20 protein-coding genes are annotated in these 21,856 nt (G+C 72.0%); 9 read left to right on the top strand and 11 right to left on the bottom strand.

Features of this window, described 5'->3' with window-relative positions; all coding sequences use genetic code 11:
* Positions 1–45: 45 nt before the first annotated feature.
* Complete coding sequence (locus WFI16_RS16830; RefSeq protein WP_419898995.1) at positions 46–510, top strand: Lrp/AsnC ligand binding domain-containing protein; 465 nt, start codon at positions 46–48, stop codon at positions 508–510.
* Here WFI16_RS16830 and WFI16_RS16825 read toward each other — a convergent pair.
* The 5 genes from WFI16_RS16825 to WFI16_RS16805 form a co-directional block, all read right to left on the bottom strand.
* A complete protein-coding gene (locus WFI16_RS16825; protein ID WP_419898994.1) occupies positions 503–2,821 on the bottom strand; it encodes a xanthine dehydrogenase family protein molybdopterin-binding subunit in 2,319 nt (772 codons plus the stop codon). The two genes, WFI16_RS16830 and WFI16_RS16825, sit on opposite strands and share 8 nt — an antisense overlap.
* Entirely contained in the window at positions 2,818–3,543 is a 726-nt protein-coding gene (locus tag WFI16_RS16820) for a 2-phosphosulfolactate phosphatase (RefSeq protein ID WP_419898993.1), read from the bottom strand. The genes WFI16_RS16825 and WFI16_RS16820 overlap by 4 nt, the downstream gene beginning before the upstream one ends.
* Positions 3,544–3,885: 342 nt before the next feature.
* Positions 3,886–5,007: a siderophore-interacting protein gene (locus tag WFI16_RS16815; RefSeq protein WP_419898992.1), complete on the bottom strand. Its 1,122-nt coding sequence runs from the start codon at positions 5,005–5,007 to the stop codon at positions 3,886–3,888.
* Positions 5,008–5,012: 5 nt separating this feature from the next.
* The gene (locus WFI16_RS16810) at positions 5,013–6,125 is read right to left on the bottom strand and encodes an ABC transporter substrate-binding protein (protein ID WP_419898991.1); all 1,113 of its coding nucleotides are present in this window, start codon (positions 6,123–6,125) and stop codon (positions 5,013–5,015) included.
* Positions 6,126–6,217: 92 nt separating this feature from the next.
* Positions 6,218–8,407 carry a TonB-dependent siderophore receptor gene (locus tag WFI16_RS16805; protein ID WP_419898990.1) on the bottom strand — a complete coding sequence of 730 codons (2,190 nt, stop codon included), beginning with the start codon at positions 8,405–8,407 and terminating at the stop codon, positions 6,218–6,220.
* 229 nt (positions 8,408–8,636) lie between these two features.
* Here WFI16_RS16805 and WFI16_RS16800 point away from each other — a divergent pair, with 229 nt between their 5' ends.
* The 3 genes from WFI16_RS16800 to WFI16_RS16790 all read left to right on the top strand — a co-directional run bounded on the left by WFI16_RS16800 (position 8,637) and on the right by WFI16_RS16790 (position 11,381).
* A complete protein-coding gene (locus WFI16_RS16800) occupies positions 8,637–9,929 on the top strand; it encodes a D-amino acid dehydrogenase (protein WP_419898989.1) in 1,293 nt (430 codons plus the stop codon).
* Positions 9,926–10,831 (top strand): LysR family transcriptional regulator, encoded by a 906-nt coding sequence (locus WFI16_RS16795; protein WP_419898988.1) that lies wholly within the window; start codon positions 9,926–9,928, stop codon positions 10,829–10,831. The genes WFI16_RS16800 and WFI16_RS16795 overlap by 4 nt, the downstream gene beginning before the upstream one ends.
* A gap of 148 nt (positions 10,832–10,979) precedes the next feature.
* Positions 10,980–11,381 (top strand): hypothetical protein, encoded by a 402-nt coding sequence (locus WFI16_RS16790; RefSeq protein WP_419898987.1) that lies wholly within the window; start codon positions 10,980–10,982, stop codon positions 11,379–11,381.
* A gap of 35 nt (positions 11,382–11,416) precedes the next feature.
* On the opposite strand, the gene WFI16_RS16785 is transcribed toward WFI16_RS16790, so the two are convergent.
* The 5 genes from WFI16_RS16785 to WFI16_RS16765 are packed head-to-tail and all read right to left on the bottom strand — an operon-like array spanning position 11,417 to position 16,433.
* Positions 11,417–12,397, bottom strand: coding sequence for a Bug family tripartite tricarboxylate transporter substrate binding protein (locus WFI16_RS16785; RefSeq protein WP_419898986.1), 981 nt, complete (start codon positions 12,395–12,397; stop codon positions 11,417–11,419).
* 22 nt (positions 12,398–12,419) lie between these two features.
* The gene (locus tag WFI16_RS16780; protein WP_419898985.1) at positions 12,420–13,652 is read right to left on the bottom strand and encodes a CaiB/BaiF CoA transferase family protein; all 1,233 of its coding nucleotides are present in this window, start codon (positions 13,650–13,652) and stop codon (positions 12,420–12,422) included.
* Positions 13,653–13,662: 10 nt separating this feature from the next.
* Complete coding sequence (locus WFI16_RS16775; RefSeq protein WP_419898984.1) at positions 13,663–14,652, bottom strand: Bug family tripartite tricarboxylate transporter substrate binding protein; 990 nt, start codon at positions 14,650–14,652, stop codon at positions 13,663–13,665.
* 37 nt (positions 14,653–14,689) lie between these two features.
* Positions 14,690–15,586, bottom strand: a complete 897-nt coding sequence (locus WFI16_RS16770; RefSeq protein WP_419898983.1) for an HpcH/HpaI aldolase/citrate lyase family protein — start codon at positions 15,584–15,586, stop codon at positions 14,690–14,692.
* Between the two features lie 10 nt (positions 15,587–15,596).
* Positions 15,597–16,433 carry an amidohydrolase family protein gene (locus tag WFI16_RS16765; protein WP_419898982.1) on the bottom strand — a complete coding sequence of 279 codons (837 nt, stop codon included), beginning with the start codon at positions 16,431–16,433 and terminating at the stop codon, positions 15,597–15,599.
* A gap of 169 nt (positions 16,434–16,602) precedes the next feature.
* On the opposite strand from WFI16_RS16765, the gene WFI16_RS16760 reads away from it, so the two are divergent.
* The 4 genes from WFI16_RS16760 to WFI16_RS16745 all read left to right on the top strand — a co-directional run bounded on the left by WFI16_RS16760 (position 16,603) and on the right by WFI16_RS16745 (position 19,409).
* The gene (locus WFI16_RS16760) at positions 16,603–17,517 is read left to right on the top strand and encodes a LysR family transcriptional regulator (protein WP_419898981.1); all 915 of its coding nucleotides are present in this window, start codon (positions 16,603–16,605) and stop codon (positions 17,515–17,517) included.
* 58 nt (positions 17,518–17,575) lie between these two features.
* Entirely contained in the window at positions 17,576–17,878 is a 303-nt protein-coding gene (locus WFI16_RS16755; RefSeq protein ID WP_419898980.1) for a hypothetical protein, read from the top strand.
* Positions 17,879–17,971: 93 nt separating this feature from the next.
* Entirely contained in the window at positions 17,972–18,271 is a 300-nt protein-coding gene (locus WFI16_RS16750; protein WP_419898979.1) for a hypothetical protein, read from the top strand.
* Positions 18,272–18,359: 88 nt separating this feature from the next.
* On the top strand, positions 18,360–19,409 hold the full coding sequence (locus WFI16_RS16745) for an Ldh family oxidoreductase (RefSeq protein WP_419898978.1): 1,050 nt from the start codon (positions 18,360–18,362) through the stop codon (positions 19,407–19,409).
* Here the strand turns inward: WFI16_RS16745 and WFI16_RS16740 are convergent.
* Entirely contained in the window at positions 19,406–20,320 is a 915-nt protein-coding gene (locus WFI16_RS16740; RefSeq protein WP_419898977.1) for an SH3 domain-containing protein, read from the bottom strand. The two genes, WFI16_RS16745 and WFI16_RS16740, sit on opposite strands and share 4 nt — an antisense overlap.
* Positions 20,321–20,418: 98 nt before the next feature.
* On the opposite strand from WFI16_RS16740, the gene WFI16_RS16735 reads away from it, so the two are divergent.
* On the top strand, positions 20,419–21,411 hold the full coding sequence (locus tag WFI16_RS16735; protein ID WP_419898976.1) for a hypothetical protein: 993 nt from the start codon (positions 20,419–20,421) through the stop codon (positions 21,409–21,411).
* The last annotated feature ends 445 nt before the right edge of the window (positions 21,412–21,856 follow it).

Here is a 21,856-nt window from a genome sequence, read left to right as displayed (position 1 = left end):
GATGGCCGGATAAAACGCGGTGAAGAGGCCAGGGCGTAGGGAAAAATGCAGGATATCGACCGGATCGACCGCAGCATCCTGGACATCCTGCAGCGCGACGGCCGCATCACCAACCAGGAGCTGGCCGAGCGCATCGGCCTCTCCCCCACCGCCACCAGCGAGCGGATGCGCCGCCTGCTGCGCGAGGGCTTCGTCAGCGGCTTCGGCGCCCGGCTGGACCCGCAGCGGCTGGGCTTCGGGCTGCTGGTCTTCGTCGAGGTCCTGCTCGACAAGACCACGCCGGACATCTTCGAGAAATTCGCCGCCGCCGTCATCCGCGCCCCCGAGGTGCTGGAATGCCACATGGTGGCGGGCGGCTTCGACTATCTGATCAAGACGCGGCTGCGCGACATGGCCGCCTATCGCGCCTTCCTGGGCGAGGTGCTGCTGAACCTGCCCGGGGTGAAGGAGACGCGCACCTATGCCGTGATGGAGGAGGTGAAGAACGACGGGCCGCTGCCGCTCAGGTGAGGCGGTCCTGGCAGGCCCGCCCCTGGCAGGCACGCCAGACGCGCTCCGGCGTCAGCGGCATGTCGAGATGGGCGAGGCCCAGCGCATCGGCGACCGCGCCGACCACGGTCTGCGGCGCGCCGATGCAGCCGGCCTGGCCGGCGCCCTTGACGCCGAGCGGGTTGCGCGCCGTCGGGTGCTCGTTGAAGCGCACCTCGAGCCAGGGCAGGTCGGCGGCGCGCGGCAGGCAGTAGTCGTTCAGCGAGGCGCTGAGCAGCTGGCCGCTCTCGGGGTCGTAGCGGATCGCCTCCAGCAGCGCCTGGCCGATGCCCTGGGCCAGACCGCCCTGCACCTGGCCGGCGGTCAGCAGCGGATTGACCAGGGTGCCGTAGTCATCGACCGCCAGGTAGCTCTGGAGAAAGACCTCGCCGGTCTCGGGATCGACCTCGACCTCGGCCAGGTGGCAGCCATTGGGGAAGACGATCTGGTCGTTCGGGTTGTGCGCGTCGCTGTCCAGCGCCGCCGCCCCGCCTTCCTCGATGATCCTCGTCAAGGCGACCGTGGCGCCGTCGGGGGAGGTGAAGCGGGCCCCGGCGAAGACCAGCGACGCGGGCTCGGCCTGCAGCAGGGTGGCGGCCAGGGCGCGCGCCTTGTCCAGGAAGACGTCGAGGGCGAGGACCAGGGCGGTGCCGGCCAATGGCAGGCTGCGCGCCCCGCCATGCCCGCCGCCGCGCGGCAGCAGGTCGCTGTCGGCCTGCAGCAGGGTGAAGGAATCCTCGGGCAGGCCGAGCCGGCGGGCGGCGATCTGCGCGAAGCTGGTGGCCAGCCCCTGGCCGTTCGACTGGGTGCCGGTCAGCAGGCCGATCCGGCCGCCGGCCAGGATGCGGATGGCGCCTTCCTCGGTGGGCGCGCCGCGCGAGGTCTCGAGGAAGCAGGCCAGCCCCAGCCCGCGCAGCCGCCCCCGTGCCGCCGAGGCCGCCCGGCGCGCCGGGAAGCCGGCCCGGTCGGCGGCGGCCAGGGCGGTGGCCAGATTGTCGGGGAAGCGCGCCGTGTCCATCGGGATGCCGAGCGCGCTGCGATAGGGGAAGGCGTCGATGAAGTTGCGGGCGCGCAGCTCGGCGCGGTCGAGGCCGAGCTGCAGCGCGGCGACATCGATCAGCCGCTCGATGATGTAGTTGGCTTCCGGCTTGCCGGCGCCGCGATAGGCATCGACCGGCGCGGTGTTGGTCAGCGCCCCGCGCGAGGACAGGGTCACCGCCGGGATGGCATAGACACCGCCCATCGCCGCCATCGGCGCCGTGGTATGCGCCCCCGGCCCGAGGGCGGAGACATAGGCGCCGAGGCCGCCGATGATCTCGACCTCCAGCGCCAGGAATTTCCCATCCGCATCGAGCGCCAGCCGCGCGCTGCTGACATTGTCGCGGCCCTGGGCGGCGGCGGCGAAATCCTCCATCCGCTGCGCCACCCAGCGCAGCGGCCGCCCGAGCTGCCGCGCCGCCCAGAGCAGCGCGACATATTCGGGATGCAGCACGTTCTTCATGCCGAAGCCACCGCCGACATCGGGGCAGGTGACCTGGATGCGCGCCGGCGGCAGGCCCAGGCAATGCGCCAGGTCGCGGCGCAGGCCATGCACGTCCTGGCCGCTGACCACCAGCCGCAGCCGGTCCGTCGCCGTATCGTGCCATGCCAGCACGCCGCGATTCTCCAGCGGCGCCGCGGTGACCCGGTTGTTCACCAGGGTCAGGCTGGCCTGGTGCGCGGCGGCGGCGAAGGCAGCGGCCACCGGCTCCGGCGCGCCACGACGGAAGTGGAAGGCGCAATTGCCGGGGATCTCCGGGAACAGCAGCGGCGCACCGGGGGCCAGGGCGGCGGCGGTGTCGGTGACCGCGGGCAGCGGGTCGTACTCGACCGCCACCAGCTCCGCCGCATCGCGGGCGACTGACAGGGTATCGGCCAGGACCAGGGCGACGGGTTCGCCGACATGGCGGACGCGGTCGACCGCCAGGGCATGGCGCGGCGGCACCACCAGGCCCGTGACGATCTCCGGCGACATGGCGCAGGGCAGCGGCTGCACGCCGGCCGCCAGCAGCTCGGCGCCGGTGATGACGGCGACGACGCCGGGCAGGCGCAGCGCCGCGGCCGCGTCGATGGCGCCGAGCCGCGCATGGGCATGCGGCGAGCGCAGGAAGACCGCCTGCAGCGCGCCCTCCGCCGGCAGGTCCTCGAGATAGCCCCCCTCGCCGCGCAGGAAGCGCGCATCCTCCAGCCGGCGGCGCGAGCGCGGGTCGCGGAGGATCAGGTCGGAGGCGGCATCGGCATCGGCAGGGGTCATCCCCCCATCTTTGACCAGTCCGGCGCGGGGCGGAAGGCGCCGTCCCGCAGCCAGGGCGTGGCGGTGCTCACCGCCAGCGCCGCGGCCAGGGCGACATCGCCGGCAAAGCCGCGGCCGATCAGCTCCTGGCCGGAGACGCAGTCCTCCAGCAGCCGGCCGAGCGCCGGGGCCGCCGCCTCGAAGCCGTCCCGCGCCAGCTCCGCCTCCGGGGTCAGCGGGCCGGGCAGATGCGCGAGGATGGCGCCGGCGCCCAGCCAGTCCTCGACGGCGGGGCGCAGGCGGCCATCCGGCCAGCGCTCGCCGGCCGGGACCAGGCCGATCGGGCCACCTTGCGCCCGCCGCAGGGCAGCGCGCGCCACGCTGGCGGCATTGCGCAGGCAGCCGGCCAGCAGCGGCGTGTCGCCGGCCGCCAGCGACAGCCGCGCGCCATTGGGCGAGGGCAGCAGCAGCGAGGACCCTTCGGGCAGGCTGGCCAGGCTGGCGGGGGAGAGGCTCCATTGTCCGCCAGCCGCGCGGCGCGGCCGGGCCAGCAGCGCGCCCAGTTCGGCGGCACGGGCGGCGGCGGCGACCTCGTCGCCCAGCGGGAAGGGATGCACGGTGACGCCGCGCGACAGCGCCACGTCCAGCGCGGTGCCGAAGGACAGCACATCGACCACCACCAGCACGGCGACCTGGTCGCGCAGCGCCTCGAGCCCCGCCAGGCCCCATTCCAGCCGGATCATCCTGACCCTCGTCCTGCCAGTCGCCGCGGCCAAAAAAAAGGCGGTGCCGAAGCACCGCCGAGTTTAGGGAGGAAACGTCCAAGAAAGAGCGACCGAGGCGAAGCCGTCGATCGCTGAAGAGCAATATAGGGAAGACATGACGCTCACGCAAGTGTGAGGGTGCGCCGCAGCAAGATGGCTGGAATACCGCCAGCGCAGGGCTCGACGGTCCGGTTTACGCTGCGTTTTCAACAGCCTGGACTTGGCTGTTGCAGGCCGGATGCGCCTGCCGCGCGCGGTCGGCCCGGTTCAAGTATTGGTGAAGCGATACTCGTCAAGCCCCTGATATCGCGGCAGCGCCGCTCAGGCCGCCCCTGACTCCGCCGCGCCCTCGGCCAGGCCCTGCCGCCAATAGCCCGCCGCCCGGAAGGCGCCGCGCGGCAGGCCGAGCGCCTGGCCGAAATGCTCGCGCAGCGCCCGGGCGGTCGCCGCCTCGCAGGCCGCCCAGGCCGAGGCGGTGCCGGGCTGGTCGCGCCCGGCCGGCCAGTCCACCGCCCGCACCGCCGCCAGCAGCCGCTCGCCGTGGGCGGCACCGTCGCGCGGCAGCCAGGTCACCGGCATGCCGGGCGGATGGGCCAGGGGCTGGCGCTCCGCCGCGTCGGCCACCTCGATCAGCACCTGGCCGCGTGCCCCGGCCGGCATGGCCTCCAGCGCGCGGGCGATGGCGGGCAGCGCCGTCTCGTCGCCGGCCAGCAGGGTCCAGCCCTGCAGCGGGATATTGCCGCCGCCCGGCCCGGCGACGCCCAGCCAGTCGCCCGGCCGCGCCCGCAGCGCGAAGCGGGACCCGGGGCTGCCGTCGCCATGCGTGACGAAGTCGATGTCGAGCTCGCTGCGGGCCAGGTCGACCCGCCGCAGCGTGTAGGTCCGCCGCGCCAGCGCACAGTCGGAAAAATCCGGCTGGCCGCTGGCGGTCAGCACCGGCCAGCGCGGCTCGGGCGCGGTGCCGCTGCCGGTGCCTTCCTCGGGCAGCAGCAGCTTCACATGCATCATCTCGGCGTCGAAGCGGTCGAAGCCCTGGCCGGTGACGGTGACGCGGCGCATCCGCGGCGTCACCTCGACCACCCGCGCCACGCGCGCCACGCGGAAGTTATGCGGCCGGCGGCCGAGGTCACCCGCCACGGGGCCGCCCTCGCCGAGGCCGCGCCAGACGATGCCGAGCTGTTCCTCCGGCGCGAAGGCCTCGAGATGGCCGGCGAGGGTCGACTTGGCATCGGCCAGCCGGTCGGGCTCGGCGGCCTCGATGCGCAGCGCGATGCCGCCGGGCTCCAGCGTCAGGAAGGCGCTGCCGCCGGGGAAGTCGATGCGGGTGTCGGCCGGCGGGCCGAGGATGGTCAGGCCATGCCCGGCCATGTGCTCGCGGAAGCGCAGCACCAGCGCCTCGGGCTGGCGGGCGCGGGCGCGCGCCTCGGCGATCAGGCCGGCCAAGCCGGCTACAGCCCGCCGGCCGGCAGGTCGGCCCAATGGGCGCCCTGCATCGGGATGGCCAGGAAGCGCTCGTTGAGCTGCGCCAGGGTCGCCGCCGGGTCGAGGTCGCCGCACCGGTCGGGATGGCACCAGCGGGCCAGCGCCTGCAGCATCACCAGATGCGCCGGCGTGTCGTTGAAGCCGTGCCAGATGGCGTGCGCCCGGCCGGCCTGCACCGCCGGCAGCACCTCGAGCCGGCTGCGGCGGATCACCGCGGCCAGCGCCGTGGCGGCCGCCTCCGGCGCGATGCCCTGGCCCAGCGGGATGCCGCCGCGCGTGCCATAGGGCCCGCCGGTCGCGACATAGAGCCAGGGATCGGCCGCGATCACCTGTTCCAGCGAGAGGTCGCCGGTGTTGGTCGGCAGCAGGTCGGCGCCGATATTGTGGCCGCCGGCGAAGCCGATCATGGTGCTGAAGGCGCCGCGCCCGGGCGAGCTGCAGCAGGGTATGCCGCCGGCATGGGCATGCACGAAGACGCGCGGCCGCTGCGTCACGCCCCGCAGCCGGCCAGCGATCTGCTGCCGGCCGCCCGCATAGAATTCCTCAAACCTGCGGGCTTCCGCCTCGCGCCCCAGGACCTGGCCGAGGATCGCCATGCTGCGCTCGGTGTTCGCCATCGGGTCGACGAAGAAGTCGATCACCACGACCGGGATGCCCATCGCCGTCAGCCGGTCCGGCAGGTCGCCGCCATAGGGGCCGAGCGAGGCGAGGCTGGCGATCACCAGCTCCGGCGCGCCGGCCAGCAGCGCCTCGACCGAGAGGCCGCCATTGCGGCCGCGGGCGATCACCGGCACCGCCTCGGCCGCCGGGAAGCGGCTGCGCACGGCGGCATAGTCGGGCGGGTTCATGGTGCGCAGGTCGTCGCCCCAGCCGGTGACCAGGGAGACCGGCTCGGGATGGATCAGCCCCATGGCCAGCACGTGGCGCGCCTGGGTCAGCGCGATGCGGGTGGCGGGCTTCGCCAGCCGCACCTTGCGGCCCATGATGTCGGTGATCTCGACCGGGCCGGCGGCGCGCGCCAGGCGGGGGGCGGCGAGGGTTGCGGCCAGCAGGCCGGCGATCAGCGAACGACGATGCATGCGGCACTCCTGCGCGCGGTCCTGCCGCGCGGTATCGGCCGCGGTCCCGGCCAGGGCAAGCCGGCCGCCCGCTGGGCCGCCCCCTGGGCCGCTCACCAGCGCACCCGCAGCGAGCCCAGCACCATCCGGCCATTGCCGAAATAGCAGGCGGTGGTGGTGGAGCAGCTGGCGACATAGTCCTTGTCGGCGATGTTGCTGGCATTCACCGCCAGCTCCAGCCCGCGGGCGCTCTCGAAGCGCTCGCCGAAATCATAGCGCAGCGCGGCGTCGAACAGCGTCACCGCATCGACCTTGAAGGTGTTGGTGTCGTTGCCGTAGGTCTCGCCGACATAGCGGACGCCGCCGCCGATGGAGAGGCCGCGCAGCGCGCCGTCGCGGAAGCGGTAGTTCGCCCAGCCGCTGGCCATGTGGCGCGGCACCTGCGGCACGTCGCTGCCCTTCACCGCGGTGGTGTTGGATTCGGTGATCTCGGCGTTGGTGTAGGCATAGGCGCCGATCAGGTCGAGGCTGTCGGTCAGGCTGGCGCGCGCCTCCAGCTCGATGCCCCGCGAGCGGATCTCGCCCTGGGCGATGCTGTAGGTCAGGTACTGCGCGTCCTGGGTCAGCACGTTCTGCTGGGTGATCTGGAAGGCGGCCAGCTGGACGAAGCTGTTCATCCCCGGCGGCTGGTACTTGATGCCGAGCTCGAACTGCTCGCCGGTGGTCGGCTCGAAGGTGCCGCCGCCGCGCTGCGGGGCCTGGGTGCCGGTATTGGGCAGGAAGGAGGTCGAGTAGCTGGCATAGGGTGCCAACCCGTTGTCGAACAGGTAGAGCGCCCCGGCGCGCCAGGTCAGCTTGTCGTCGGCCTGCGAGGAAATGACATTGTCGGCGCCGCTGGCCAGATGCGTCGTGCTGCCGATGCTGGCGCGGTCGTAGCGCAGGCCGAGGTTGAAGCGCCAGCGGCCCAGCGCGATCTGGTCCTGCGCATAGAAGCCGAGCTGGTCCAGGTTCTGGTTGGTCAGCCCGGCCGGCGTGGTCAGGATCGCCGGGATGGTCTGCCAATAGACCGGCGCGAAGAGGTCGATGCTGGGCGCGGTGCCCAGCCCCTGGCGTGCGCGGGCCGAGGTGCGCTGCCAGTCGACGCCGAACAGCGCGGTATGCCGCAGCGCCCCGGTGGTGAAGCTGGCCTGGGCCTGGTTGTCCAGCGCATAGGCATTGGCATGGTCGGAGACATAGGTGGCGCTGCGCGTCCCCGTCCGCCCATCGGCGCCGACCGAGCGGATCGAGAGGACGTTCACCTCGGCATCGACATGGCTGTAGCGGAAGTTCTGCCGGAGCGTCCAGGTATCGTCCAGCCGGTGCTCCAGCTGGTAGCCGATGGCGGCCTGCTCGCGCTGGTACTTGTCGAAGGCCGGGTCGCCGCCGAAGAAGCTGCGCGGCAGCCTTCCATTGCGGTTGGCCAGCACCGTGCCGGTGGCGGGCACGAAGTTGTAGAAGCCGCCCTTCGGATCGTTCTGGTAGGAGGCCAGCAGGGTGATGCTGGTGTTGTCATCCGGCCGCCAGGTCAAAGCGGGCGCGATGGCGATGCGCTCCTCCTCGGCCACGTCGTATTGCGTGTCGGCCTTCCGCGCCATGCCGGTCAGGCGATAGCTGAAGGTGCCGTCCGAGGTCAGCGGCCCGCCGAAATCGAACAGCGTCTGCATCAGCCCGTTGCTGCCGGTCTCCAGCCGCACCTCATGCGTGGGCGTGCCGGTCGGGCGGCGGCTGACCAGGTTGACCAGCCCGCCGGCGCCGGTCTGGCCATAGAGCACGCTGGCCGGGCCGCGCAGCACCTCGATCCGCTCCATCAGCCAGGGATCGGTGTTGGGCACGCCGAAATATAGGCCGCGGCCCTGGCGCAGCCCGTCCTGGAAATTGACGAAGGCGGCGCTGGTGCCCTGGCCGCCGAAGCCGCGCACGAAGACGCTGTCATAGCGGGCCGAGGGCCGCACCTCGCCCAGCACGCCGGCGGTGTAGCGCAGCGCCTGGCTGACGCTGAGCGCGCCCTGGTCGTCGATCTGGTCGCGGGTGACGACGCCGACCGATTGCGGCGCCTCGATCAGCGGCGTGTCGGTCTTCGAGCCCGTGGTCGTCACCGGCGCCACATAGCCCGGCGTGTGCTCCCAGGCGCGCCAGGCGGTGGCCTGGACATCGACATCGGGCAGCACCACGGCGGTCTGCGCCCGCGCGCCGGCCGGCAGCCCCAGCGCCATCGCCGCGGCCGAGGCCAGGAGGAGGGAACGCAAGGGCAGCGGGCGCGGCATGGCGGAAATCCGTTCGTGGCGTCTGGCGGGACGGGCGATGCCGTCTTCTTCCACGAATGAGACTTAGTCGCAACAAGCCCGGGATGGTTTCGCGCCACGCTGTGGCGGCGGCGCCACAGCGCCAGGCAGGCGCATAGCCCCAGGCTATGAAAGCGCCGCATTCGCCATTTGAACCGGCATGCGGCGCCGGGCAGACTGCCGGCCACCCCCCCCCCTCGGAGCCCGGCCCATGCATGTCTGCGTCCTCGGCGGCGGCGTCATCGGCGTCACCACCGCCTATTCCCTGGCCCGCCGCGGCTGCCAGGTGACGCTGCTGGAAGCCGGGTCCAGCCTGGCCCAGGGCGCCAGCCAGGCGAATGGGGCGCAGCTCTCCTACAGCTATGTGGCGCCGCTCGCCTCGCCCGACACGCTGAAGCACCTGCCCGCCATGCTGCTGCAGGGCGAGGGCGCGCTGCGCTTCCGCCCCGAGCTCAGCCCCGCGCAATGGCGCTGGTGCCTGGCCTTCCTGCGCGCCTGCACCGGCAGCCGCGCCGCCCGCACCACCGCCGAGCTGCTGGCGCTCGGCGCCTATAGCCGCCAGCAGCTGCACGCCCTGCTGGCCGAGGCGCCGATCGAGTTCGACCACACCGCCTCCGGCAAGCTGGTGCTGTATCGCGACCCGGCCGCCTTCGCGGTGGCCTGCGCGCAGATGGCGCTGCAGGCGCGGCTGGGCAGCGAGCAGGCGGCGCTCGACCGCGACGCCTGCATCGCCCTCGAGCCGGCGCTGGCCGGCTTCGGCGGGCCGCTGACCGGGGCCATCCACACCCCCTCGGAAGAGACCGGCGACTGCCGCCGCTTCACCGAGGGCCTCGCCACCCTGGCCGCTTCGCGGCACGGCGTGCGCTTCCTGACCGGCCAGCCCGCCCGCCGCCTGCGCCACGCGGGCGGGCGCCTGCGCGCGGTGGAGACCGAAGGCGGCGCCATCGGGGCGGATGGCTTCGTGCTCGCCGCCGGCACCGGCAGCGCCGCGCTGCTGGCCCCCCTCGGCCTCGACCTGCCGGTCTATCCGCTGCGCGGCTACAGCCTGACCGCGCCGATCACCGCGCAGGGTCCGCGCCTGTCGATCACCGACCTGCACCACAAGATCGTCTTCGCGCCGCTCGGTGGCCGGCTGCGCGTCGCCGGCATGGTCGATCTCGGCCGCGCCGCCCCGGCGACGGAGGCGGCGCGCCTGGCCCTGCTGCAGCGCCAGGCGCGCACGGCCCTGCCCGAGGCCGCCGAGTACGATCGGGCGGAAACCTGGCGCGGCGCCCGCCCGGCCTCGCCGGACAGCAAGCCCTTCCTGGGCGCCACGCCCTTCGCCAATCTCTGGCTCAACACCGGCCATGGGGCGTTGGGCTTCACCTTCGCCGCCGGCAGCGCCGCCCTGGTCGCCGACCTGGCGACGGGCGCCGCACCCGCGCTGCCGCTCGATCCCTTCAGCCTGGACCGCCGCGTTCCCCTGGCCGCCCCCCTGGCCGCGTCGCTGCCGCGGGCCGCGTGACCGGCGCGGGCCGCCCGCGCATCCCGATGCGGCTGCGCCATATCGAGCTGTTCCATGCGGTGATGCAGGCGGGCTCGCTGTCGGGCGCGGCGGCGGCGCTGGGCATCGCCCAGCCCTCGGCCAGCAAGATGCTGGCGGGGGCCGAGGCCGATCTCGGCCTTCTTCTCTTCGTGCGCCGCCAGGGCTCGCTGCGGCCGACGCCGGAAGCCCTGGCGCTGTTCGAACAGACCAAGCGATTCCAGCAGAGCCTGGACCAGGTGCGCCGCGTCGCCGGCAACCTGGCCGAGCATCCCGGCGGGCGGCTGCGCATCGGCTGCATCCCGAGCCTCGGCCTGAACCTGATCCCGCGCGCCGTCGCTGGCTTCCAGCCGCGCTTCCCCGAGGTGATGCTGGAGATCCGCACGCATCACGCGGAGGAGCTCTGCGCCCAGCTGCTGCGCCGCGACCTCGACATCGCCATCGCCTTCGACCCCGGCCTGCCGCCCGGCATCCGCGCCAGCCCGCTCGGCCGCGCCCGCGTCGTCTACCTGCCGCCCGCCGGCGCGCCGCCGCCGGCCGGCCCGGTGCGGCTGGAGGACCTGCCGGCGCAGGGCTGGATCGGCATCGGCCGTGAGGACCCGCTGGGCCGCGTCCTGGCCGCCGCCCTGGAGGCGCGCGGCCTCGGCGAGCGCGCCCCGGCGATGGAGGTGCGCACCTACTACCTGGCGCAGGCGCTGGTGGATTGCGGGCTGGGCCATGCCGTGGTCGACGAGTTCACCGCCGCCGCCCGGCCGGGTGCCCCCCTGCACCTGCTGCAGCCGCCGCTGTCGATCGGCGTCTTCGCCCTGGGCACGCCGGACGGCCAGGCGATGCCCGCCTTCGGCCGCTTCGCCGCAGCGGTCGCGGCGCTGCTGCCCAACTGATCCTGCCCCCCTGATCCTGTCCCATTGATCCTGCGGGCTGATAGCGGTTCCCTATCGCCGCCATAGAAGCGCTCACCTGGACGCGGGGACCGGTTCCCTTCAATCTGGCCTGGTCAGTCCGACGCAACGAACCCCGGGAAACCCTGCCATGCGCAGCCTCCACGCCGCCCTCCTGCTGGCCCTGGCCCCCGCCGCCCTGGCGAGCACCCTGGCCGCCACCCCCGCCGCCGCCCAGACCCAGCAGTGGAGCGGGTCCAGCCTGGCCTTCACCACCCCGGCCAGCTGCCGCCTGGCGGTGGACCGCGCCTATCTGGCCGGCTCCGGCTGGAGCGCCACGGTGCGCGTGGTGCTGCGCAACCGCGGCACCACGGCGATGCGGGTCTCCGGCCAGGCCGAGCTGGCGGGCGACGGCCAGCGCAAATCGGGCAATTTCGGCCCGAGCGCCGTGCCGGCCAACGGCACCGCCGAGATCCAGCTGATGAACCCCTATGGCGGCTCGCTGGCCAACAGCCGGCTGACGGTCACCGTCGCCGCCTGCCCCGCCGGCTGAGGCGGAGCAGGACGGCCGGGATCAGCCACCCGGGATCAGCCGATGGTGATCCCGGCCTCCTTGATCAGCTTGCCCCACTTCTCCAGCTCGCCGCGCAGGAAGGCGGCGAAGGCGTCGGGGGCCATCGGGCTGGCGCGCACGCCGATGCCGGCCAGGCGCTCGACCAGCTCGGGCTCGGCCAGCACCTGGCCGAGCGCCGTGTTCATCGTCGTGACGATGGCGGGCGGCAGGCCGGCCGGGGCGTAGAGCCCGTGCCATTCCAGGCTGCGATAGCCCGGCAGCGTCTCGGCGACCGCGGGCACGCCGGGCAGGCGGGCGACCGGCGTGTCATCGGTATGCGCGATCACCCGCAGCCTGTCCTGCCCGTGCAGCGGCAGGGCCGAGGTCGCGGTCGACAGGATCATGCTGATCCGGCCGGCGCGCAGGTCGTTCTGCGCCGCCGGGGCGTCGCGATAGGGAACGTGGGTGATCTCGACATCGGCGGTGCGGTTGAACAGCTCCAGCGCCAGGTGCTGCGAGGAGCCGGTGCCGGTGCTGGCGCAGGTCAGCTCGCCGGGCGACTTCTTCGCCAGCGCGATCAGCTCGGCGATGGTATTGGCCGGGCACGCCGGGCCGAGCAGGAAGGTGTTCGGCACGGTGACGATGGCGCCGACCGGGGTGAAGTCGCGCAGCGGGTCATAGGGCAGGCGCGGCAGCAGCGCCGGGTTGATGGCGAAGCCGCTGGCATCGTGCAGGAAGCTGTAGCCGTCCGGCTTCGACTGGGCGACGGCCGAGGCGGCGATGCTGCCGCCGGCGCCGGCGCGGTTCTCGATGACGAAGGGCTGGCCGAGCTTCTTCTCGACGCGCTGGAAGACCAGCCGCGCCACCGTGTCGACCGCGCCGCCGGCGCCGTAGCTGACGACGATGCGCACCGGCCGCGCCGGCCAGCTCTCCTGCGCGCGGGCGGCGGCGGGCAGCAGCGACAGCCCGGCACCGGCGAGCAGGCCGCGGCGGCCGAAGGGCGTGTTGGCGATCATTCTCTGGAATTCCATTCGTTGTTCAGCCGCGGATCACGCCGGCAGCGGAGAGCCGCGAGAATTCGTCCCCGCCCAGCGCCGGGCGGAGGATTTCGTCATTGTGCTCGCCGAGCTTCGGCGCGCGCCGCGCCAGCACGCCCGGCGTCGCCGAGAGCCGCGGCACCATGCCGTGCATCGGCACAAAGCCGCCCGGCATGTCCTCGTCCGGCAGCTCGATCAGCGCCTCGCGCTCGGCGACGTAGTCGTCCTGCAGCAGGTCGGCGGCATCCATGATCGGGCCGATGGTGACGCCGGCCTTGTCGAAATGCGCCAGCACCTCGGATTTGTCGCGGGCGCCGATATACTCGCCGATGATGGCGTCGAGTTCCTGCCAGTTGGCCAGCCGGTCCGGGTTGGTGCGGAAGCGCGGATCGGTGATCAGCTCCTCCCGCCCGATCGAGCGCAGCAGCTTCTCGGTCATGCCCTGGGTCGAGGAGGAAAGACAGACCCAGCCGCCATCGCGGCAGCGATAGGCGTTGCGCGGCGCCGTGTTGGTGCTGCGGCTGCCCGTCCTGACCTTCGTCTTCCCGGTCAGCCGGTAGTTCGCCGTCTGCGGGTCCATCACCGCCAGCATCGGGTCGATCAAGGATAGATCAATGACCTGGCCCTGGCCGGTCAGCTCGGCATGGCGCAGCGCGATGGTGGCCGAGGCCGCGCCATAGATGCCGGCATAGCAGTCGCCCATGAACATCGGTGGCAGCACCGGCTCGCGGTCGGCGAAGCCGTTGACGGCGGCGAAGCCGGAATAGCCCTCGACCAGCGTGCCGAAGCCCGGCTTGTGGCGGAACGGCCCGTCCTGGCCCCAGCCGCTGATGCGCACGATCACCAGGCGCGGGTTGATCGCGTGCAGGACGTCAGGGCCGAGGCCCATCGCCTCCAGCACGCCGGGGCGGAAGCTCTCCAGCAGGATGCCCGCCTCGCGCGCCAGCTGGCGGACCACCTCCTGCGCTTCCGGATGGCGCAGCTCCAGGCAGATGCTCTTCTTGTTGCGGCACCAGCTCTTCCAGGAGGTCTCGACGCCCTTGACCTTCCAGGCGCGCAGCGTGTCGCCCTCCGGCGGCTCGACCTTGATCACCTCGGCGCCGTGGTCGGCCAGCACCATGCTGAGCGTGTTGCCGGCGACGAGACGCGCCAGGTCGAGCACGCGCACACCGTCGAGGGGGCCGCGCGCCGTGGCGTCGAACTGCTTGCGGTGCAGGCGGGATGGCTGGTCCATGCGGCTCATCCTATTCGATGCGGATATTGGCGGCGGCGGCCACCTGCTTCCAGCGGCCGACATCCTCGCGCAGGAAGCCGTCGAAGGCCGCCGCGTCGCGGGTCTGCGGCTCGGCGCCCTCGCTGCGCAGGTATTGCGCCAGGCGCCCTTCGCCCAGTGCCTCGCTGGCGACCTTGTTCAGCTGGTCGATGATGGCCTTTGGCGTGCCGCGCCGCGCCATCAGCCCCCACCAGATCGCGGCGCTGTAGTCGAGGCCGCTTTCCTTCGGCGTCGGCGCCTGCGGCCCGGTGGCCGGCCGCGCCTCCGAGGTCCAGCCCAGGATCTTCACCGTCTGGTCCTTCACCAGGCCTGCCGCCGAGGGCACCGTGGTAAACAGCAGCTGGATGGTGCCGGCGACCAGGTCGGTGGTCGCCGGGCCCATCCCGCGATAGGGAATATGCACCAGCTGCAGCCCGCCGGCGCGCTGCGCGAAGAGTTCCGCGGAGAGCTGGTTGATGCTGCCGGGCCCGGCCGAGCCGTAATCCACCTTGCCCGGATTGGCGCGGATATAGGCCACCGCCTCGGCCAGGGTATTGGGCGGGAAGTCCTTCGAGGCCAGCACCAGCAGCGGCGCGGTGGCGCAGAGCGCGACGCCCTCGAAATCGCCGAGCGCGTCATAGGGCGTCTTCTGCGTCGCGGCGCTGGTCGAGAAGGTCGAGGAGGTGACCAGCAGCGTATAGCCGTCGGGCGCCGAGCGGGCGACCTCGGCCGAGCCCAGCGTGCTGCCGGCGCCGGGGCGGTTCTCGACGACGAAGGGCTGGCCCAGGCGGCGCTGGAAATGCTCGGCCAGGGGACGGGCCACGGCGTCGTTCGAGCCGCCCGGCGTGAAGGGGACGATGACGCGGACGCTGCGCTGCGGCCAGGATCCTTGCGCGCGGCCGACCGCCGGCAGGGCCAGCGCGCCGGCGGCGGCGCCCAGCAGCAGGCGGCGCGTCGGCGCCGCGATCAGAGACTTGGACATGATGTTCGGTTCCCGGACTTCTTTGTTCTTCAGGAGATCAGGCTGCGGGCGGCTGCAGCCCCAGGCGGGCGGCCAGCGCCAGCAGCGCGCGGGCGCTGGCGACGAAGGGGGCGTCGACCATCTGGCCATCGACGGTATAGGCGCCAAGGCCGCGCGCCTCGGCGTCCTCGGCAGCGGCGACCACGCGGGCGGCATGCGCCAGCGCCTTGGGCTGCGGCTGGAAGGCGGCGTTGACCACGGCGATCTGGCTCGGATGGATGCAGGATTTTCCCGCGAAGCCCAGGCGGCGCGCGGCCTCCGCCTCGGCGCCGCAACGCTCGGGCGTGGCGATGGCGGCCAGCGCGCCGTCGAAGGCGGGGATGCCGCCTTCGGCCGCGGCCAGCCGCACCTGCAGGCGCACCGATTGCAGTGCTGATTCCTCGTCGCGGGCGATGCCATAGGGCTCGAACAGGTCGCCATAGCCGATCTGCAGCCCGGCCAGGCGCGGATCGGCGGTGGCGATGTCCGCCGCCAGGCGCAGGCCCTTCGGCGTCTCGATATTGGCCAGGAGGGCGACCGGGCCGATCCCGGCGGCCTTTTCCGCCGCGGCAATCACGGCGACGGCGGCGCGGATGTCCTCGGCGCTCTCGACCATCGGCAGGTTGATGACGTCGAGGCCCGGCCCGACGATGGCGGCGATGTCCTCGGCGAAATGCGCGGTGCGGAGCGCATTGACGCGGACGATGGCGATCTTGCCGGCGGCCGCGGGCGGCGCCTCGCGCAGCGTCCTCGCCACCGCCGCCCGCGCCTCGGGCTTGCGCGCCTCGGCGACGGCGTCTTCCAGATCGTAGCTCAGCGCGTCGGCGGCCGAGGCCAGGGCCTTGGAAAAGAGCTCGGGCCGGCTGCCGGGGACGAAAAGCTTGCTGCGCATGGCAGCGAGGGAGGTGATGGTCATGCGGCCCTCCTCAGGCGAAACCGTAGAGCTGCGCCGGATTGTCGCGCAGGATGCGGGCGGCGCTGGCCTGCCCCGCCCAGTCGCCCAGCAGGTCGAGCAGCTGCGCGTCGTCGGGCTTGTGCGTCCGCTCGGTGACATGCGGCCAGTCGCTGCCCCAGAGCATGCGGTCCGGCGCCTCGGCCAGGAAGGCGCGGGCGATGCGGCCGGCATCGGCATAGGGCGGGCCCGACCGCGTGTTCAGATAGGCGCCCGACAGCTTCACCCAGACATCGCCGCGCGCCAGCAGCCGCGCCACCACGGCGAAGCCAGCATGGTCGGGGCCCTCGGCCACCGGCAGCCGCGCCATGTGGTCGAAGACGAGGGGGCAGGGCAGGTTGGACAGGATCGCCTCGGCCTCGACGATCTGCGCGCCGGTCATGTGGATCTGCGCATGCCAGCCGAGCGGCGCGATCCGCGCCACCAGCGGCCGCAGCATTGCCAGCGTCACCAGCTGGTCGGCCGGGTTCCACAGGCTGAAGCGCAGGCCGCGCACCCCGGCATCATGCAGCGTCCGCAGCAGCGCCGGCGTCGCCTGCTCCGGCGTCAGCACCGCGATGCCACGACCCTCCTCGCCGAGCTGCGCCAGCGCATCCAGCAGACAGGAAGGATCGGTGCCGTGGTGCTTGGCCTGCACCAGCACGGCGCGGGTGACGCCCAGGCGCCGCTGCAGCCGGCGATAATCGGCCAGCGTCATGCCGGGGGAGGGGCCAGCGCCGGGGAAGCGGTCGTCGATGATGTGCAGATGCGCGTCGCAGGCGCCCGGCGGCACCGCCAAGCGCGGCGCCGCGCTGCCCGCGGAATGCGGCACGGAATGGCTCATGGCCTGCCCTTGGCGGCGTGCCAGCGTTTCCTCGTCCCGCGCATCCGGCGTGGATCCTGTTCTCTGTGGCGCCGTCGCCAGCGCAATGAGCGGCATCCTGGCGCAGCCGCCGCCCGTCGTATAATGCAATTATGTGATCGATTGATGCGGGACGCTCATGCATCTGCCCATGGACGACATCCAGGCCTTCGTGAAGGTCGCCGAGCTGGGCAGCTTCAGCCGCGCCGCCGAGCAGCTGGCCCTGACCCAGACCGGGCTGACCCGGCGCATCCAGCGGCTGGAGGCCTATGTCGGCCTGGCGCTGCTCGACCGCACCACGCGGCGCACCAGCCTGACCGCCGTCGGGCGCGAGTTCTTCCCGGTGGCGCAGCGGCTGGTCGGCGACCTGACCGAGGGGCTGCAGCGGCTGCGCACCACGGCGCGGCTCTCGGCCGGCGACGTGACGCTGGCCACCATGCCCTCGGTCGCCTATCAGCGGCTGCCGCAGCTGCTGGCCGACTACGCCCGCCGCTTCCCGGCCAACCGGGTGATGCTGCTGGAACGCTCCGGCACCCAGGTCACCGAGGCGGTGCGGCGCGGCGAGGCCGAGTTCGGCATCCACATCGCCGGCGAGCCGCTGCCGGACCTGGCCGAGGCGCTGCTCTCCACCGATCCCATGGTGCTGGTCTGTCGCCCCGACCATCCGCTGGCCGGGGCCGCGCAGGTGGCCTGGGCGGATCTCGCCGGGCACGACCTGGCGACGCTCGGCGGCGGCAGCGGCAACCGCGCCGCCATCGAGCGGCAGCTGCGCCAGGCCGGCCTGCCCGGCCGCGGCCGCTATGTCGTCGAGAGCACGCCGAGCGCCATGGCCCTGGCCGCCGCGGGCCTCGCCGCCGCCATCCTGCCGGCGCTGCCTGGCGGCAGCCCGCTGCTGCCGCGCCTGGTCGAGGTGCCGCTGGTCGCGCCGGTGATCCGCCGCTCGCTCAGCCTGGTGCGGCGGCGCGGCGAGAGCCTGGCCCCGGCGGCCGAGGCGCTCTACGCCATGATCCGCGCCAGCGCCGCGCGGGCCGTGCCTGAGCCAGCCGTGACTTGACCCCTGGCGGCGCCCTGCCGGAGCCTGCGGCGGTGACCGCAACCGAGCCGAGGCCGCCATGGGCAACCGCGCCGCGCTGATCCTCTGCTCCGGCGCCAGGCCGGGGCAGGGCAGGGCCGAGCTGGCCTATGGCACCAACAACTACACCGCGCCCTTCTGGTATGCCGCGCTGGCGGAGGCTGATCTGGCGGGCTGGGAGGCGCGCTGGCAGCGGCTGACGGCAGCGGACCCCTCGCCCGAAGACTACGACGCCGCGACGCTCTGGCTGCCCTGGCCGGCGGCCGAGGCGCGGCTGGCCGCCGCCGCCGCCCGCGCCGCCGCCGAGGCGCCGCCCTGGGGCCCGCGCTTCATCGCCTGGTAGCAGGCCCTGCGCGACCGCGCGGCCGCGCTGCAGGCCCTCTGGCTGGGCCTCGACCTAACCGAGATCTTCGCCTTCCACGAGGAGCCGGCGGCGATGGTGGCCGAGGCGCGCGAGGGCCTGCTGGCCTTCCATGGCGCGGCGCCCATGCGTCTCGCCATGCCCGAGGATCCCGAGCAGCTCGGTGGCGCGCCCGAGGCGCCGGTGCCGGGCGCCCCCCCACCGCCGCGCCCGCGCCCACGCCATTGGCGCGAGCTGAAGCACCTGCCGGCCGCCCTGCTGATCATCGCCGGCCTCTGGGTGCTGACGCAGTCGGTGCTGGCGACCGCCGCCGCGGCAGTGGTGATCCTGGGCGGGCTCGGCCTGCTGGTGGCGCGCGGTCCGCGCGGCGCCTGAGCTGGCGGCGCTGAGTCCCGGGGATTTGTCGGGGCAGCCGAATGCGCGCAGGCTCGCCAGCAGAAAAGCACCCGGAGGACCGCCCCGCATGACTGCCATCGCCGCCGCGCCGCTGCTGGCCTTCGCCACCGACAGCTATCGCCGCGCCGGGCTGGGCGAGGCCGAGGCGGCGCTCTGCGCCGACACGCTGGTGCAGGCCGATCTCTGGGGCCACCAGTCGCATGGGGTGATGCGGCTGCCCTGGTATGTCGCCCGGCTGCAGAGCGGCGCCTGCCGGGCGGAGGCGACCCCGACGGTGGTGGTCGATGCCGGGGCGATCGCCGTGGTCGACGGCCAGGACGGCATGGGCCAGGTGATGGCCGGCTTCGCCGTGGGCGAGGCGGTGCGGCGCGCGAAAGCGCATGGCGTCGGCGTGGTGGCGCTGCGCCATTCCGGCCATTTCGGCACGGCGATGTATTTCACCCGGCAGATCGCCGCCGCCGGCTGCATCGGCTTCCTCACCACCACTGCCAGCCCCTCCATGGCCCCCTGGGGCGGGCGTGACAAGAGAATCGGCAACAATCCCTGGTCCTGGGCGGCGCCGGTGAGGCAGGGGCGGCCGCCGATGGTGCTGGACATCGCCAATAGCGGCGTCGCGCGCGGCAAGGTCTATCTGGCGCAGAAGCGCGGCGAGGCGATCCCGCCCGGCTGGGCGCTGGATGCCGACGGCCGCCCCACCACCGACCCGGCGGCGGCCATCGAGGGCATCATTCTGCCGATGGCCGGGCACAAGGGCTCCGGCATCGCGGTGATGATGGATGTGCTGGCCGGCGTGCTGCCGGGCGGCGTCTTCGGTGCGGGCGTTGTTGGTCCCTACCGGGCCGAAGGGCGCAGCGGCGCCGGGCAGCTGATGATCGCCCTCGACATTGCGCGCTTCCTGCCACTGGAGGAATTCTGCGCCCGGATGCAGGCGCTGGTGGCCGAGCTGAAATCCGTGCCGCGCGCCGAGGGGGTGGAAGAAATCTTCCACCCCGGCGAGATCGAGGCGCGCGCCGAGGAACGGCAGCGGCGCGAGGGCATTCTGCTGCCTGACGACACCCGCGCCGCGCTGCGGGTCCTGGCCGAGGCGCTCGGCCAGGATGGTGCGCTGTTCGCCTAGCCGACGTCCGCCAGCCAGAAGCCGTGCTGCTTGTATTTCGATGCCTGATACCAATTCGCGCTGAGGTGGCCGAATGTGAAGTTTTCCGACCCGGCATTGCTCTGTAGCGGCTGCACGACTTTCGAGCCGGAGCGCTTCGCCTTATGGGAGCCGTGTTCCGGGGCGGCGATCTGGATATGGCCAGGGGTCTCCATGTCTTTGCGCTGCGCGCAGACAACGCCGATGCGTCCGGCGTTCGCCCCATCCTGCAAGGCGTCCAGGTCGAAGACCCGCTCCCAGCCGAAGTCCTCCCCGTATTCAACGAGCCAGTTAAAGATGTAGTTAGCCCGCATCTCCATAACTGTTTCGCCGTAGATAGCCTTAATGGTCGCGCCCTTGCTGAGCTGCACCAGCGCTTTGGACGTCCACCAGACCCTCGGGATGTAGACCCCTGCAAGCGCACAGACATCATACACATACACGTTGCAGAACGTCTTGCCGCCCACCCCCTTCCAGCGAAGATGCTTGTCCGTGTCCCCGACATCCAGCCAATCGAGAATCTTCACGATCCCCGCGGCCTTTCCAGCCCCTTCAGTCGACGGACGGCCCGGCCGGTCGGGCTCGCCGACGGAATTGGCGCGCGCGCCGGTGCTGCTGCGTTTCGCCTTCTCGGACGGCCCCAGGTCCGCTTCCTTTGGCTCGCCGGCAGCGGCGGTCACCGCCGGAAAGGAGGTGGTGCCCGCCGGGGCCACATGCGCGCCGTTCAGGAAGCCGTGGATGGCCTGGCCGGCAATGGTGGTATCCACCTCGATCCAGCCCGCCATCTCCGCCTCGCGAACCTTTGTGACCTCCGTGCCCTGCGGCAGCGTGGCGATGACGTTTTTCTTGTCGGGGTCAGGCGCGGACCGGAGATTAAGGTGAAAGGCGGTCACCACGAATGTTACCACTGGTCCCTCCGAAAGTGGTCCGTTACGATTTCAACACGAAATGATCTGGCGTGCAACAAAAACTGGTTTAAGGGAGCAGGATTATGTGGGCAGACCTTGTCGACGAGTTCCTGGTGCAAGGCCAGTGGTCGCCTTACGCCGACGACAATGCGAAGGATGAGGCGCTCTCTACGGATTTTCTGCGCCGACTAGTGAAGGCCTACACCGAGCAGCCGGACAGCCAGGACGGTAGGCGGGCCCTGGGCCTCTTCGTGCTCGCCCTCGCTGTGGCCGAGTGGGGCGTGCGCGACCCGGAGGCGTTCGAGGAGAAAGACAGCAACGGCAGGCTGAAGGACAGCGACCCGAAGGGGGCGCGATGGAAGAGCGACAGCAACGCCGTGTCCGGCAAGCATCTTATGGCCTACTCTATTGGCGGTATCGGCATCTCGCATGCCGATGATAGCGAGATGGTCGCCTTCGTGAATGGAGCGGCTAAGCTCCCCGACCTCGATGAAGACCAGCGCGAGGCGCTGCTCCGCACTGTGAAAACTTCACGGTACAAGGACGGCAAAGTCAAGTTCGACCAGCTACGCGCTGCGGGCCTCTGCCGTGAGGGCGCGGAGATCGTCGGAACGGACCTGCTTGGCTTACCGTTTCAGCATCATGAGATTCGAGGAGGCGACCAGTACTGTTCTCGCTTCTTCGGCAGCCCGCAGCTCACCGCACGTGACTGGGCTGTCTTTCGCACCTGGGCGCGCTTCGCGCTGCGACGGCGCGATTTCCAGGAGTGGCTTCTCGTTCGCTGGATGGAGAAATACTGGGAGAAGTCCATCGCGCAGATGCAACTCGGCGAGGGCCGTGAGGAAGAAGCCTTCATCAACGTCCGGTTCCGAAACTCCGCGAGCAATGCAGCAGACCAGTTCGCCTCCTCCACAGACACACCAGTGGAGAAGCGGATCGCAAAGCAGATGGTCCGCTATCGTGAGGTGAGCGGCAATCGCGTGGTGCGCCGTACGGACATCATACAGCGCCCGGTGGTCCTCTACCGCACGCTACTCGGCAAGCCCGCCATCCGGACATTCCGGTTCGCCGATTGAGTGCCGTCTATCGCTCCATGGCGACCAACGCATGACCTTCCCCTGATTTGATGGACAGGGAGTATGCAGCGGCGCGCTCCGTGTCGTCTGGGGTTCTATATCCAAGGGCGGCGTGGATGCGCTGCCGGTTCTAATACTCTTTGATGTAGGCGAACACGTCGCGCTCGGCCTCTTACCGCGTGACCCACCGGCGTTACTGGGCGAGTTCGAGCTTAAAGGTGTTGAAAAAGCTTTCCGTGGGCGCGCTGCCCAAGCAATTGCCGCGGAAAATCATGGACTGCTGCATCCCAGCTCTTCAAGGGCCGACGATAAGCCTTGCTTATCGCACCCCTGCGAGCAGGCTAGAGCATAATCCGATCATTCTGGTTCATATCCTGCGGCGGTGAAGTAGCTGGCACACTCCTGCGGTGAGAACTGCGGGAGGGCGTCACGGATGGCATCCCAG

The organism is Roseomonas sp. USHLN139 (assembly GCF_037145735.1).
GTDB lineage: Bacteria > Pseudomonadota > Alphaproteobacteria > Acetobacterales > Acetobacteraceae > Pseudoroseomonas.
This window is presented reverse-complemented; position numbering and strand designations above follow the sequence as displayed.

Bases quoted from the DNA above. Each gene is read 5' to 3' on its own strand.
- WFI16_RS16810 (WP_419898991.1), bottom strand. From the start codon at position 6,125: ATGCATCGTCGTTCGCTGATCGCCGGCCTGCTGGCCGCAACCCTCGCC.
- WFI16_RS16790 (WP_419898987.1), top strand. From the start codon at position 10,980: ATGCGCAGCCTCCACGCCGCCCTCCTGCTGGCCCTGGCCCCCGCCGCC.
- WFI16_RS16750 (WP_419898979.1), top strand. From the start codon at position 17,972: ATGGTGGCCGAGGCGCGCGAGGGCCTGCTGGCCTTCCATGGCGCGGCG.
- WFI16_RS16800 (WP_419898989.1), top strand. From the start codon at position 8,637: ATGCATGTCTGCGTCCTCGGCGGCGGCGTCATCGGCGTCACCACCGCC.
- WFI16_RS16825 (WP_419898994.1), bottom strand. From the start codon at position 2,821: ATGACCCCTGCCGATGCCGATGCCGCCTCCGACCTGATCCTCCGCGAC.
- WFI16_RS16775 (WP_419898984.1), bottom strand. From the start codon at position 14,652: ATGTCCAAGTCTCTGATCGCGGCGCCGACGCGCCGCCTGCTGCTGGGC.
- WFI16_RS16760 (WP_419898981.1), top strand. From the start codon at position 16,603: ATGCATCTGCCCATGGACGACATCCAGGCCTTCGTGAAGGTCGCCGAG.
- WFI16_RS16820 (WP_419898993.1), bottom strand. From the start codon at position 3,543: ATGATCCGGCTGGAATGGGGCCTGGCGGGGCTCGAGGCGCTGCGCGAC.
- WFI16_RS16735 (WP_419898976.1), top strand. From the start codon at position 20,419: ATGTGGGCAGACCTTGTCGACGAGTTCCTGGTGCAAGGCCAGTGGTCG.
- WFI16_RS16785 (WP_419898986.1), bottom strand. From the start codon at position 12,397: ATGATCGCCAACACGCCCTTCGGCCGCCGCGGCCTGCTCGCCGGTGCC.
- WFI16_RS16780 (WP_419898985.1), bottom strand. From the start codon at position 13,652: ATGGACCAGCCATCCCGCCTGCACCGCAAGCAGTTCGACGCCACGGCG.
- WFI16_RS16755 (WP_419898980.1), top strand. From the start codon at position 17,576: ATGGGCAACCGCGCCGCGCTGATCCTCTGCTCCGGCGCCAGGCCGGGG.
- WFI16_RS16805 (WP_419898990.1), bottom strand. From the start codon at position 8,407: ATGCCGCGCCCGCTGCCCTTGCGTTCCCTCCTCCTGGCCTCGGCCGCG.
- WFI16_RS16770 (WP_419898983.1), bottom strand. From the start codon at position 15,586: ATGACCATCACCTCCCTCGCTGCCATGCGCAGCAAGCTTTTCGTCCCC.
- WFI16_RS16830 (WP_419898995.1), top strand. From the start codon at position 46: ATGCAGGATATCGACCGGATCGACCGCAGCATCCTGGACATCCTGCAG.
- WFI16_RS16745 (WP_419898978.1), top strand. From the start codon at position 18,360: ATGACTGCCATCGCCGCCGCGCCGCTGCTGGCCTTCGCCACCGACAGC.